7 protein-coding genes and 3 pseudogenes are annotated in these 14,170 nt (G+C 62.0%); 5 read left to right on the plus strand and 5 right to left on the minus strand.

What is annotated here, in order from left to right; translation table 11 throughout:
* Positions 1-161: 161 nt before the first annotated feature.
* The 3 genes and pseudogenes from clpK to NH344_RS11275 all read right to left on the minus strand — a co-directional run.
* Positions 162-3,011: pseudogene (clpK, locus tag NH344_RS11265) on the minus strand (heat shock survival AAA family ATPase ClpK).
* A gap of 94 nt (positions 3,012-3,105) precedes the next feature.
* The gene (locus NH344_RS11270; protein ID WP_253027914.1) at positions 3,106-3,675 is read right to left on the minus strand and encodes an Hsp20/alpha crystallin family protein; all 570 of its coding nucleotides are present in this window, start codon (positions 3,673-3,675) and stop codon (positions 3,106-3,108) included.
* Between the two features lie 35 nt (positions 3,676-3,710).
* Positions 3,711-3,881 (minus strand): annotated as a pseudogene (locus NH344_RS11275) (DNA-binding protein); the annotation flags it as partial.
* A 301-nt stretch (positions 3,882-4,182) separates the two neighbouring features.
* On the opposite strand from NH344_RS11275, the gene NH344_RS11280 reads away from it, so the two are divergent.
* The 5 genes and pseudogenes from NH344_RS11280 (at position 4,183) to NH344_RS11300 (ending at position 11,133) form a co-directional block, all read left to right on the plus strand.
* Positions 4,183-7,731, plus strand: coding sequence for a DEAD/DEAH box helicase (locus NH344_RS11280; RefSeq protein ID WP_058577852.1), 3,549 nt, complete (start codon positions 4,183-4,185; stop codon positions 7,729-7,731).
* A 91-nt stretch (positions 7,732-7,822) separates the two neighbouring features.
* Positions 7,823-7,999, plus strand: a complete 177-nt coding sequence (locus NH344_RS11285; protein ID WP_253027915.1) for a hypothetical protein — start codon at positions 7,823-7,825, stop codon at positions 7,997-7,999.
* A gap of 462 nt (positions 8,000-8,461) precedes the next feature.
* Positions 8,462-9,190 (plus strand): annotated as a pseudogene (locus NH344_RS11290) (IS701 family transposase); the annotation flags it as partial.
* A gap of 166 nt (positions 9,191-9,356) precedes the next feature.
* A complete protein-coding gene (gene thpD / locus NH344_RS11295) occupies positions 9,357-10,340 on the plus strand; it encodes an ectoine hydroxylase (protein WP_054645159.1) in 984 nt (327 codons plus the stop codon).
* A gap of 127 nt (positions 10,341-10,467) precedes the next feature.
* On the plus strand, positions 10,468-11,133 hold the full coding sequence (locus NH344_RS11300) for a fumarylacetoacetate hydrolase family protein (RefSeq protein WP_044630473.1): 666 nt from the start codon (positions 10,468-10,470) through the stop codon (positions 11,131-11,133).
* A gap of 88 nt (positions 11,134-11,221) precedes the next feature.
* Here NH344_RS11300 and speA read toward each other — a convergent pair whose 3' ends face one another.
* Positions 11,222-13,144, minus strand: coding sequence for a biosynthetic arginine decarboxylase (gene speA, locus NH344_RS11305; protein WP_044630135.1), 1,923 nt, complete (start codon positions 13,142-13,144; stop codon positions 11,222-11,224).
* The gene (locus NH344_RS11310) at positions 13,141-14,100 is read right to left on the minus strand and encodes a homoserine kinase (RefSeq protein ID WP_044630136.1); all 960 of its coding nucleotides are present in this window, start codon (positions 14,098-14,100) and stop codon (positions 13,141-13,143) included. The genes speA and NH344_RS11310 overlap by 4 nt, the downstream gene beginning before the upstream one ends.
* Positions 14,101-14,170 lie beyond the last annotated feature (70 nt).

A 14,170-nucleotide genomic window follows, 5' to 3' on the forward strand; every position in this document is an offset into this window, starting at 1 on the left:
CGTCAAAGATTGTGTGGCTGGGGTCGCTATGCATCGACTGGCCGGTGGCGCGTCCCACCAGGTGGGCCAGACCGGCAAGCGGTGGGATAGCGACCGCCAGCGACACGAGGGTGGCTGCCCATGTCAGCCCGTTGGGGTCGAACACGACAGCCACCCATCGCTCAAGATTCGCCGTCCGCCGGCTTCTTCTTGCGCGTAGCCTTGCTCTCGTCGCTAGGCGGTGCCTCGGCCACGTTCGCGGCATCGGGCTTTTCAGGCTCGGCCGGCTGCGCGGGTGGCTCCTGGCGCTCGAAGACCACCCGTTCGGCCTTGTCGTCCCAGCGGGCGTTGGCGTGATCGCCCTTGCCGATACCGCCACCCAGCATCTCGCGCGCCAGCGCGGTTTCCAGCTCGCTGCGGATCAGCCGCTTGAGTTCACGCGCGCCGAACTCGGGCTTGTAGCCTTCCTCCGCGAAGTGGTCGATCAAGGTCTGATCGAAGGTCAGCGTCACGCCCTGGCTGGAGGCGTTGCGGGCCACACGATCGAGCTGCAGGCCGACGATATGGCGGATCTCCTCCTTGCCCAGCGCATGGAAGACGATGATCTCGTCGATGCGGTTGATGAACTCGGGGCGGAAGTGTCCGCGCAGCACGTCCATCACCTCGGACTTGGCCTTCTCGTATTCCTCGCCGCCGGCACCGCCGGCCTTCAGCCGACGCTGGATGATGTCCGAGCCCAAGTTCGAGGTGGCGATGATGATGGTATTGGTGAAATCCACCACCCGGCCCTTGCCGTCGGTGAGCCGCCCGTCGTCGAATACCTGCAGCAGGATGTTGTAGACGTCGGGGTGCGCTTTTTCGATCTCATCGAGCAACAACACGCTGTAGGGTTTGCGCCGCACCTTCTCGGTGAGCTGGCCACCCTCGTCGTAGCCGACGTAACCCGGAGGCGCCCCCACCAGGCGTGCCACGGCATGGCGTTCCCCGTACTCGGACATGTCGATGCGCAGCAGCGCACCTTCATCGCCATAGATCGACTCGGCCAGCGCCTTGGCGAGTTCGGTCTTGCCCACGCCGGTCGGTCCGAGGAACAGGAAAGTCGCCACCGGCTTGCTGCCTTCGCGCAGGCCCGCCCGCGACAACCGCACGGCATCGGCCACCGCGCGCACCGCTTCGTCCTGGCCCACGAGGCGCTCGTGCAGCCGCTGCTCCAGATGCAGCAGCTTCTCGCGCTCTTCCACCGTCAGCTCGTTGACCGGAATGCCGGTCAGGCGCGAGACGATCTGCGCGACATGCTCGGCCTTGACTTCGGCGTTGCCCGAGGCGCGCTCGCGTTCCCATTCCTCGACGAGCTTCTTGAGTTCAGTCTCCTTGGCCTCGATGCGCTTGCCCAGCTCGGCGGCCTTGTCGTACTGCTTGCGCGAGGCCACATAGTCCTGCTCACGCCGCAGCTGGTGCAGTTCGGACTCCAGCTCTTGCACCGCCACCGGGCGGGCCGTGGCCGACAGCTTCACGCGTGCGGCCGCCTGGTCGAGCAGGTCGATGGCCTTGTCAGGCAAAAAGCGCGCGGTGATGTAGCGGTCCGACAACTCGGCGGCGGCGATGATCGCATCCTCGGTCATGCTGACCTTGTGGTGCGCCTCGAAGGTGTCGCGCAGGCCACGCAGGATCATCATGGTCTGCGCTACCGTCGGCTCGGGCACCATCACCGGCTGGAAGCGACGCTCCAGCGCGGCGTCCTTCTCGATGTACTTCTGATACTCGTTGAGCGTGGTGGCGCCGATCAGGTTCAGTTCGCCGCGCGCCATCATCGGCTTGAACACGTTGGCCACGTCCAGCCCGCCTTCGCCGCCACCCTGGCCGGCACCGACGATGGTGTGCACCTCGTCGATGAAGAGAATCAGCTCGCCCTGGTGCTCGGTCACTTCCTTGAGCACCTTCTGCACGCGCTCCTCGAATTCGCCGCGGTACTTGGCGCCTGCCACCATGGCGTTGATGTTGAGTTCCACCAAGCGCTTGTCGCGCAGCGTCTCGGGTACTTCGCCGGCGACCATCCGCTGCGCCAGTCCTTCGACAATGGCGGTCTTGCCGACGCCGGGCTCACCGATCAACACCGGGTTGTTTTTCTTGCGCCGGGCCAGCACCTCGATGGTGGTCTCGATCTCCTGCGCACGGCCGATGACCGGATCGAGCTTGCCGTCACGCGCCATTTTGGTGAGGTCGCGCGAGTACTTGTCGAGCTCAGGTGTGTTGGTCGGCGCCTCAGCGCGACCGTCCTCGGCCCCCTTACCGACCACCTTGCTCACCTGTTGACGCAGCGCCTGCGGTGTGAGGCCGTAACGGCGCAGCAGGTTGGCGGCCAAGCCTTCGCCTTCCTCGGCCAGCCCGATCAGGAAATGCTCCGGGCCGACATAGGAGTGGCTGAGTTCGTTGGATGCCACGAAAGCGCGGCTGAGTGCGTCCTTGACGCGGGGCGACACGCCGATTTCGCCCTCGAACGGCTTCTCGCCACGCTTGGCTTCGGATTCGATTTGCCGCTTGAGGTCATCGACCTTGATCTTGAATTGCCCCAGGATGGTCTTCACCACGTCGCTGTCGGCGAGCGCCAACAGCAGGTGTTCGGTATCGACTTCAGGGCGGCCAAATTCGGCGGCATGTTTGGCGGCCTCCTACAACAAAGCCTCGGACTGTTCGCTGATACGGCTGGCCAGCCCACTGCCGCGCCTGCGCGTTGTACCCGTAGCAGCCGGGGCGGGTTCGCCAAACGAGGCATCGACGACCTCGTCGGTATCGGTTGCCATGGACGGTGCGTCGTCACCGATGCGGAAGAAGTCGCTGCCAAGGAAGTCTTCGAACAGCCCGCTGCGCGAGCCGAACAAGGCTTCCAGCGGTGAGACGGTGCGCTTTTGCTGGCGCACCAGTTGGCGATAGTGATCGTCACACAACTGCATAGTGCTGTGGCGACCATTGAGATTGGCTTCCACCCGCGCCGTGGCGGGCTGACCGCAGACTTGGCATTGTTTTCTGGCCATGCTGATGCTCCTGTAAAGATTGATCTGACGAGGCACCGCCGATCACGGTGCCTCGACCTTCATCTGGTTTTTTCGGAGGAAGAGCCGATCGGCGTCAGCCGTTGATCGGGATCGAGCGGCCCTGCTTAGGCGCACTGGCCTCGCGCTTGTCCATCGTGATCGTGAGCACGCCGTTCTTGAATGCGGCCTTGATCGATTCCTGGTTGGCGTTGTCAGGCAGGTTCAGGACACGCTGGAAATTGCCGTAGGAGCGTTCGACGCGATGGAAGCCACCCTCCTTCTTTTCCTGCTCCTGGCGCTTCTCGCCCCGTACCATCAGCACGTCGTTGTCGAGCGTGATCTGAATGTCTTTTTCCTCGACGCCGGGAACCTCCAAGGAAATCTTGTACTGCTTGTCGGTTTCCTGGATGTCAACTACCGGCTTCAGCATGTCCGGCAAGTCCGACGGCCATGGTGGCATGCCCTGCGCCGGAAAACCGAAGCCTCGAAACGCATCGTCAAACAGGCGGTCGATCTCGCGATGCAATTGTAGGATGGGACTGACGGGACCGCCTGCCACCGGCAGGTCATTGCGCTGCACGGGCAGCGAGGCAGCGCTCTGTTGTTCTTCCTGCTCTTTCTTGAACCAGTTCCAGGGAGCCAATTTCTTGAAATCAATGTCCATGTCACACCTCCAGAAGAAAAGTTGAAGAATCTCGCTCACTCCGTTTGCCTGCGGCTATGGATAGCGCTCACAGGCAACACGGGATGTTTCGCTGCCTTCGGCTGCTCATCTGTACGTATCACCTCCTTCTTTCTGCCTGCTTGGGTCTGATCATTGATCCATTGATCGATTTCACTTTGACGAAACCGCCATGCCCCCCACAATTTCCGCCTTCGTACAGCCTCAATCGAGGGTTTTCTTCAAGACTTTGCAAAATATTGTGGCTAACATGCAGATAGTCAAGAGTCAATACCTCGCGATCTGCTGGGCGATTGATGTGAGTCAATCGTAAGCAACCAGGAAACAAATGTTGGCTGCCACCGCGATGGTGCTCCCTCCTGAGCTCAAGGCGCACTTCCCCCAACCCCCATGTGTTTTCTGTGCCGGGGACAGGAGGCGCGGCAACGATGGGCGTGGGGGATCGTGGTAGCATTATGTTCCCTGTAACATCGACCTCAAGGAGCCAATATGTCGGAGCGTTATCCTGAAGACCCTGCCCTGGATCTGTACTTGGCTCTGATGGAAGTGGATTGGCCGACCGTCTTCGATGCCGCCACCCTATCGCGTGGGTTGGGCTATGCCCACAAGGGGCGTGTGCATGATGGGCTCGACCTGCAGGTCGGCAGTGACATGCTGGGAATCTTCGGGCGCGTTGCCGGTAGCCGCAAGCAGGCCTACATGACCCGGGTTTACCTTGACCCAAGGGGGCTCGAGAAAGGGCTCTTTACCCTCTGCAATTGCCCGGTCGGTGTTCGCTGCAAGCATGCCGTGGCGCTGATCGAGACCTTCATGAATCAGATGGGCGAGGAGGGCTTCGCCTCGCCGGAGGAAAGCCTCGAGCCGTCTCCCGGTTCGCCCCCTGCGCCACCGCTTGCCAAGCGCTCGTCGTCGGCCGAACTGGCGTCGGCCAAGCGCGAGCGCCTGAAGCGCGACTGGGAAGCGTGGCTGAAGCGGGCGGATCGGCCTGCCTTGCAGGAGGAACCAGAAGGGCGGCGCGTCGGCGATGAGTATCGCCTCGCCCTGTTTCTGAGCGCGCCCGGTGCCTATCGTGAGCCGGTGCTGCGGGTGGTGCCGGTGTGGGTGCGTCCGTCGCGCCAGAGCCATCGCCACTCGGGGTGGGTGGCGCCACGGATCATCGAGGCGGCCTCCGACCTGGTGCCAGTGCCCGAGGGTGGTTGGCCTGCGGCCCAGGAGGAGGCCCTGACACTGCTTTTGCACGGCCCTCAGGAGTCCACTTTGATATCAGGTCAGATGCGCCGTGCGGCGGTCATCGACCAGCCACTGCAGGGGCGGGCGCTGTGGAATCTGCTTGAAGGCGATGAGCTCCCACTGCTGTTCCATGAAAAGCAGACGGGCCCCGTTCTTGAACTGGGCCCTGCCGGGCAGCTGGCGCCTCGCTGGCAGGCGGATGAAGAGGGGGTACAGCATCTGGCGCTGGATACGCAGCCAGAAGGATTGCTCTCGCAAACGGCGCTTGTGCTGCGTAGTGGGCGCGAGTTGTGCTACCTGGACGTTGAGCAGGGCTTGTTCGGCCGCCTGGCCGGTAGTCCCGAGTGGCTTAAAAGGGTGGCGCAGGCGCCGCCGCTACCCCCCGAGATGAGTGGCTGGTTGAGTGAGCGCCTGGGTGAGGCGCCGGCACTGGCCGAGACATTGCCGGCGCCGCATCAGGTCGAGGAGCGCCAGCTGGATGATGTGGTGCCGCGGCTCAAGGTCACCATGCAGGTAGCCGCAGGTCAGCTGGGCTTTCGTGACGGTGCACCTCTGCCGCGCTGGGTGGAAGTCGGTGCGGCGGTGGTGGGGCTTGACTATGCTGGTATCGAGGTGGTCCCGGAGCCCGGCGACTGGGTGCAGGGGTACCGTGATGGCCAGCGACTCAAGATCAAGCGCGATGCCGAGGCGGAGTTGGCGCTGGTGCGCGGGCTGCCATCGGGCATGATCACCCTGGAGTGGCTGCGCGAGGCCGAGCTGGTGCCGGCCTATCTGAAGCTGCCTGACTGGTCGCTGCTGCTGCCGAATGCCGAGGGTCCTCCGGCCACGATCCTCGAATGGTCGACCCACCTGGCCGGCCCCGATGAGTGGTGGGAGATGATCGCCCGGCTGCGCCAGGCGGGTTGCCTGGTTCACTTCAGCGACGACTTTCCCGAAGAACCCACCTATGTGGAGCCGGACGATTGGTACGGCGAGCTGGAGCCGGCCGGCAACGGCTGGTTCGACCTGGCGCTGGATATCGAGGTGGAGGGCGAACGCCTCAACCTGCTGCCGATCCTGCGCCGCCTGTTTCGGGATCCCGGCTTTCCGCTGGAGCCGGCCGCTGATGAACCAGAGGACGCCAGCTGGACGCTGGCCCTGCCGGAGAATCGCCGCCTGGTGATGCCGCTCTCGCGCCTGCGCTCGCTGATGGCGCCCATCCTCGACTGGTTGAATGATGAGAGCGACCCCGAGGCGGCGGTGCGCCTGCCGGTGACCGCCGCCGAGAAGGTAGCGCCCCTGGCCGAGCACGAGTGCTGGGCGGGACGAGACGACGTGACCAAACTGGCCCGGCGCCTGCGCGAGCTGCCCGCCAGCCTGCCGGCACCGCCGGGCTTAGTTGGCGAGCTGCGTGACTACCAGGCCCGAGGCATCGCCTGGATGCGCTTTCTCTCCGAGCTGGGCACCGGCGGCATCCTGGCCGACGATATGGGCCTGGGCAAGACCGTCCAGGTATTGGCTCATGTGCTCGATGAGCGCGCCCGCGGGGCGCTGACCGGCCCGACCCTGGTGGTGGCGCCCACCAGCCTGGTGGGCAACTGGTGCGCCGAGGCTGAACGCTTCGCCCCCGAGCTCAACGTCGTCGCCCTGCAGGGGGGGAAGGCTCAGCGCGAGCGCCAGTTCGAGGAGGCGCTTCCCGGTGCCGACCTCGCGGTGACCACCTATGCGTTGCTGATCCGCGATCTCGAACGCCTGCGCGAGCACGACTTCGGCCTGCTGGTGCTTGACGAGGCCCAGGCGATCAAGAATGCCGCCAGCCAGACCGCGCGGGCGGTGCGCGAGCTCAATGTGGCCCGCGCCATCGCCATGACCGGTACGCCACTGGAAAACCACCTGGGTGAGCTGTGGGCGCAGCTCGATGCCGTGGCCCCGGGCGCCCTGGGCAGCCAGCAGTGGTTCGGTCAGCGCTTTCGCACCCCCATCGAGAAAGAGGGCGACGTCGAGCTGCGCCAGCGGCTCTCCCGGCGCATCGCTCCGCTGATGCTGCGCCGGACCAAGCAACAGGTGCTCGCCGAGCTGCCGGAGAAGACCGAGACCCGTCGCGAGGTCACCCTGAGCGGCGCCCAGCGCGAGCTCTACGAGAGCCTGCGCCTGGCCCAGCACCAGCGGGTGCAGCAGGCGGTGGCCGAGCGCGGCCTGGCCGCTTCCGGCATCGTGATGCTCGATGCGCTGCTCAAGCTGCGCCAGGTGTGCTGCGACCCGCGGTTGGTCAAACTGGAGAGTGTGCGCAAGACCAAGCGCTCGGCCAAGCTGGAGCAACTGCGCGAACTGGTGGGGCCCTTGGTGGAGGAGGGGAGGCGCATCCTGATCTTCTCCCAGTTCACTGAGATGCTCACGCTGATCGGTGAGGCGCTGGAGAAGGACGGCATCCCCTTCACCACCCTGACCGGCGACACGCCGGGCAAGACCCGTACGCAGCGGGTGGCGCTGTTTCAGCAGGGCGAGATCCCGGTATTTCTGATCAGCCTCAAGGCCGGCGGTACGGGCCTGAACCTCACCGCCGCGGACACCGTGATCCACTACGATCCCTGGTGGAATCCGGCGGTGGAGGCCCAGGCCACCGGCCGCGCCCACCGCATGGGCCAGCAGAACCCGGTGTTCGTCTATAAGCTGGTATGCGCCGGCACCGTGGAGGAGCGCATCCTCGACCTGCAGGCGCGCAAGGCCGATCTCGCCGCCTCGATCCTTGAGGGTGGCGCCGAGCACAAGAGCGACGGCCCGCTATTCGACGAGGAGGATCTGGCGCTGCTCTTTGCGCCGGTAGTGTAGTGAGATGGGTTAAGAAAAAATCCCCCTCTGGTTGTTGGCTGAAGATTTTCCTGCTGAAGTGAACGAAATACCTCGCTTCCTGAGCATGAAGATGAAAAACGTTGGTTATGTGCACCTTCATGGGCACCTGGCGCTGGGCGTCCTGCCGCCGGAGCGAGCGCCTGCCGATGACGATCTCCTCTCGCATCTGCTGTTTGCTCTGAAGCATGAGGGCGTGGCAGCACACGCCATCCCCGGATGTTCTGGGGCCTCGCACTTCTGGGGCTGATGCTGGTGGTCTCGGTGGGTGAGTATGGCATTGCTCACTGGCGTCAGGCTTTCGATAACCCGCGATTTCGGCCCGACTTTGGTGTAATGAATGCCCCGCATCCTGCGATGTTCTTCGGAGCAACAATGTTGGCGGGCGTGAGCTTCGCTGCGCGTTGCTGGCGTTCGGGGAGGTGGGCGTGGACTCGGCACTTGGGCTGGCTGAGTGTCAATGGCTTCCTGACCGAACACGCCAGTATGGCCACCTACACAATACTACACTAGAGGTTCTGGTTGCCTATGGCGTGTTGGGTCTTAGTGTGATGATCGTGCTTGGGGCTTAGGTTGGTCTAGTACTACAGTCGTAACTGAATAAGCTACAATGCATGTGGTTGATATGGAAGCGATTACAGGGTGAAGGATGCAAGAACTGGATCTTTCTGTCTCAGCATTGTTGGATGACCTGGCAGAGCGGTTAGGCCCGCTCTTTCCGCGTTCGGAAACGCGCGCTCGAGCTCTACGTTACATCCAGGGGCTGCTCAGCCAGTGTGAACGTAAGAATAGCTGGCATCTTGCCGAATGGCTCGGCGATGCCACCCCAGATGGGGTACAGTACCTGTTGGATCGTGCCCGCTGGGATGCGGACGTAGCACGCGATATTCTCCGCCAATGGGTCATCGATACGCTGGGCTCGCCTAAGGGTGTCCTAGTCCTGGACGAGACCGGCTTTACCAAGAAAGGCCAGCACTCGGCCGGCGTGCAACGCCAGTACAGTGGCACCGCTGGCCGTATCGAAAATAGTCAGATCGGGGTCTTTCTTCTCTACGCTAGCCCGGCGGGACATGCCTTCCTGGATCGCGCCCTGTACTTGCCCAAATCCTGGACACTGGACCGCGAGCGTTGTCGGCGTGCGGGCATCCCTGATGACGTCGAATTTGCCAGCAAACCCGAGCTCGCTCGCCGGATGCTGGAGCGCGCGATGGATCAGGGAGTGCCGGCTGCCTGGGTGACGGGAGATAGCGTCTATGGCGGCAACCGCAGTCTGCGTCTGTGGCTGGAGGAGCGCTCGCAACCTTTTGTTTTAGAAGTGGCTTGCAACGAACCCTTGTGGTGGAAGAGCTTCCAGTACACGCGAGCCGACGAGATCGCAGCGGCATTGCCGGATGACGCATGGCAGACCCTATCCGCTGGCTCAGGCAGCAAGGGCGAACGCTGGTTTTGCGATAGTCAGAGATGAGGAGGTGAATGTCATAACCCACGTTATGAAAGGAGCCATCCTAGGTTGCAAGCGCAGAAAGGTTCGCTACCCTATCTACTGCGCTGTGTTTCTAAATGAGACACGTTTTAACTGAAGTTTAATCATACAAGGAGTGGATTAGATGACAGTCAGCAATACACCGCTTAACCATGTGACCGCCCACAAACAGTATAGCGAGATGGCCGACGTGCCCACGGCGGGCAATGCCAGGGTGGTAGACGCTTATCCCACACGCTTGGCCCAAGCCCCTGCATCACTCACACAGCCCCGCCAGGATGGCGTCGTAAAAGGGCGTGCGCTACCGGGACCGCTGAGTGAGGCTCAGCTCGATGAGTTCGAACGCAAGGGATATTTGTTCATTCCCAATTTGATCGATGGCGAAGAGCTGGAGGCGCTTCGCAAAGAGATGAATGCCCTGCTGAGCAACGACGCCTATCGCGATAAGGCGTTCAGCATCACCGAGCCAGAAAGCCATGAGATTCGCTCACTATTTGCCGTGCATCGCCTTTCTGAGCGATTAGGGGCGCTTGCCAGCGACGAGCGCGTGGCTGGTGCGGCTCGTCAGATCATCGGTGACGACCCCTACGTGCATCAGTCGCGTATCAACTACAAGCCGGGCTTTGCCGGTAAAGGCTTCAATTGGCACTCGGACTTCGAGACCTGGCACGCTGAAGATGGTATGCCCAACATGCACGCGGTCAGCGCCTCGCTGATTTTGACCGACAACCACGAGTTCAATGGCCCGCTGATGTTGATTCCGGGCTCGCATATGGAATTCGTGCCTTGCCAGGGAGAAACGCCGGAAGACAACCACAAGCGCTCGTTGAAAGCGCAGGAAGTGGGCGTGCCGAGCCCAGAGGCGTTGACACACTTGGTCGATAAATACGGCATCGATGCCCCCAAAGGGAAAGCTGGCGGGCTGCTGTTGTTCGATTGCAACACGCTGCATGCGTCCAACGCCAACCTCTCGCCGGATCCGCGCAGCAACGTGTTCTTCGTGTTCAATCGGCCCGATAACCGCTGCGTTGCCCCGTTTGCCGCGCCTAAACAGCGTCCTTCGTTCTTGGCGCATGGGCCTGAGGAGAGCGGGTATCCCGAGGCATAAGCGATCCAGATACTCCTGCAATTCGGAAATACGCGGTCGATACTGTGGAACATGGGCATGGCTGGGGTAGACTAATGCGCCTGTCGTTGCGAATACGGCACGCATAACGAGAAGGAGAAGACCCGCCATGCGTTTTGTTCCACAGTTTACCGATGGTCAGGAGTTTCCCCACGCGCTGGGCAAGGTCATCTGTGTCGGCCGCAACTATGCCGAACATGCCAAAGAGCTGGATAACCCGGTTCCCAGTGAGCCGCTGCTGTTCATCAAGCCCGCCACTAGCGTGGTGGACTTAACCAAGCCTCTCGACCCGCCATTTTCGCGAGGCGATGTTCATTATGAAGTCGAGCTGGCGCTACTGGTAGGGGAGACCCTCACCCACGCCACGCAAGATGAAGCCGAGCGTGCCATTGCAGGCATTGGCCTTGCGATGGATTTAACCCTGCGCGATGTGCAAACCAAGTTAAAAGAGAAAGGCCACCCTTGGGAAATCGCCAAGGCCTTTGATGGCGCCTGCCCGCTGTCGCCTTTCTTGCCGCTGAGCCGCGTGCCTAACTGGAACGCGCTGACCTTCACCCTAGAAATCGACGGTGAAGAGCGCCAGCACGGCGAAGGCGCGGATATGATTTTTGCTATTCCCACGCTGGTGGCAGAAATGAGCCGTCACTTCACCCTGGAGCCAGGCGATGTGATTTTGACCGGCACGCCTGCCGGAGTCGGCGAGCTACCCCGCGGCGCGGCGCTACGCTTAACGCTGACTGGCGGCCTGGAGATTTCGACCAGCGTCGTTGAGTAACGACCTGCTCACGGGTTCAGCACGCAAAACAAAGGCCACCGATACGCTCGGTGGCCTTTTTTGTGAAACGCGTTAAGCCGGTGAAGGGTTACTCCAGGTAGGTGTAGCCCTCTAGGCCTTCGGTCAGGCTAGCGGCAAAGTGCGCCTGCTCTTCCGGAGAGAAACCGCTTGTGACCAGCTGCTCGGTGAGCTTCTGTTTCAGTACGCAGGCATCGAAATTCACGTAGGCCAATACGTTGGCCACCGAATCCCCCGCCTGCGGGTTAGAGAGCACCCACTCGCCATCTTCACCTAGCGCTGCATCCACCGAATCGGTATCGCCGAACAGGTTGTGCAGGTCGCCAAGAATCTCCTGGTAGGCGCCCACCAGGAAGAAGCCTAACCAGCGCTCGTCGTCATTGGCCCACTCAGGCAGCGGCAGGGTGGTTTCTACCCCTTGGCCATCCACATAGCTATCGATACGGCCATCAGAGTCGCAGGTGATGTCCTGGATCACCGCACGGCGGGTGGGCGCTTTGTCCAGCCCACTGAGTGGTAGCACGGGGAAAATCTGCTCGATGCCCCACACGTCTGGCACTGACTGGAACAGCGAGAAATTGACGAACAGCTTGTCGGCCAATTTTTCGGCCAGCTCGTCCATGATTTCCCGGTGCGCGCGGTTGCGGGTATCCAGCTTTCCACGCAGGCGCGTGCAGGCGGCCATGTAGAGGCGCTCGCCTTCGGCGCGGGCGTTGATGCTGCTCAGACCCAGAACGAAACGGTCGTGTAGCTCGCTAACTGCCTGCAACAGGTCGTGCCACGCCTCGACCAGCACCCGCGGTTCTTGGGTCTCGGCCAACTGGTCGAACACCCGCCACAGCTCTTCTACCTGTGGATCTTCTTCCTGGGTTGTGCGCTCTGGCGGCGTGTCGTTGACGCGCTCTTCACCAATGACATTGGTGATCAGCACTGCATGGTGGGCGGTGAGCGAACGGCCGGACTCACTGATCAGGTGCGGTTGGGGCAGGTCAGCCTCCTGGCAGAGCTGGGAGAACGCGTTGACCACGTTGCGGGCGTACTCCTGCATGGAGTAGTTCGCCGAGCAGTAGCTGCGCGAGCGGGTGCCTTCGTAGTCGATCCCTAAGCCGCCGCCCACATCGACGGTGTCGATGGGCGCGCCCAGGCTCATCAGGTTTTGATAGAAGCGCGCGCACTCCCGCAGGCCGCGCTGAATATCGCGAATGTTGGCGATCTGCGAGCCTAGATGGAAGTGCACGAGCTGCAGGCTGGCCAGAGCATCCTGGGCGCGTAGGGTTTCGACCACTTCCAGAATCTGGCTGGCGGTGAGACCGAACTTCGACTTCTCACCGCCAGTATTCTGCCACTTGCCTTTACCCACCGAGGCTAGTCGCGCGCGCAGGCCAATGCGCGGGGTTACGTCCAGCTCGCGGGCCTCTTCTAAAATCAGCTCCAGTTCGGAGAGCTTCTCCACCACCAGATACACTTTGTGGCCGAGCTTCTCGCCCAGCAGCGCCAGGCGCACGTACTCGCGGTCTTTATAGCCATTGCAGACGATCAGTGACGAACCGCCGTCGGAGAGCGCCAGCACCGCCAGCAGTTCAGGCTTGCTGCCCGCTTCCAAGCCCACACGGCCATTACCCCGCTCAGAGGTAGCGAGAATCTCTTCTACCACCCGACGCTGCTGGTTCACCTTAATCGGGTAAACCGCGGTATAGCCGCCCTGGTAGTCCACGTCCTGCATGGCGGCGTCAAAGGCACCGCAAAGCTGTTCGACGCGATCGTGAAGAATATCGCTAAAGCGCACCAGCACCGGTAAGCGTAACCCCGCCGCCTGTAACTGACGGACTAACGCACTGATAGGCAGCGCCGGGCCTTCCGCATCGCTGCCCAGCGGGCGTACCAGGGCTTGGCCGTGGTCGTCGACATCAAAGTAACCGCTGCCCCACTGGTCCATGTTCCAAGTGCGGCGGGCACGCACGGCGGGGCTGCTGGTCGTTGCCATTTCACTCATGAAGATGCCTCTGGAATCGGGAGTGCGCCAAACGCGATGCGTGCTTTAAGAATCACGCGGAAGCGCTCGGGGTCGTGGGGAGTTAAGTCATGGGCCGGTGGGTCGACATACACCACCAGCAGCCGTGACAGCCAATAACGCAGTGCGGTCATACGCAGCATCGTCGGCCAAAGCGTGCGTTCGGATTCGGTCAGCGGGCGTCGCGCTTGATAGGCGCTTAAAATGGCGTTGTAACGCTCGGCGTTCAGCGAACCGTCCTCATTGGAGGCCCAGTCGTTGATCACGATGGCGAGATCAAACAGCAAGTCACCGGTGCAGCCGTTATAAAAATCGATAATACCGCCCAGGGCGTCGCCCTCGAACAGCGTGTTATCGCGGAACAAATCGCCATGCACTGCTCCTTGGGGAAGCTCGCCATGCTGGCTAAATTCGCTCTCGAAATCATCCACTGCGTTCTTCATCAGTGTTTGATCGTCAGGGCTGATGTAGGTGAGCACCTTATGGTGTACCGCCCGCAGCCAGTGCAGGTCACGGGGGTTGGGGCGATGCCCGGGAAAGTGCTGCGATACTTTATGCATCTGCCCAAGCGTGCTGCCCAGCGCTTGGCACTGGGCAAGGTTGGGGGCGCTGGGGTGCTTGCCCGGCAGGCGCGGGAACAGCAGCGCAGGCTTGCCCGCCAGGCTGTGCAGCGCCACGCCTTCGCGGTCATGAATAGTGCCGGGCACCGGTAAGCGGTGCTCGTCTAAGTAATCGAGCAACTCAACAAAAAACGGCAGCTCTTCGTGTTCGCCTTGCTCAAACAGGGTGAGCACCAGCTCGCGGCGGTCGGTGGTCACGAAAAACGTCGAGTTCTCCGTGCCGCCTGCCACGCCTTGAAGCGCAACAAAGCTGCCAACATCAAATTTTTCCAAAAACGCGGCGACCTGTGCGTCGCTAAGCGGGGTGAATACTGCCATGAGAATCTCGCCCAGGTTGCTAAGCCGATTATTGTAGCGGCTTGCCGCACGAGTTGGCAGCGTTGTGTGG

The organism is Halomonas sp. Ps84H-12 (assembly GCF_024124725.1).
Classification (GTDB): Bacteria; Pseudomonadota; Gammaproteobacteria; order Pseudomonadales; family Halomonadaceae; genus Vreelandella; species Vreelandella aquamarina.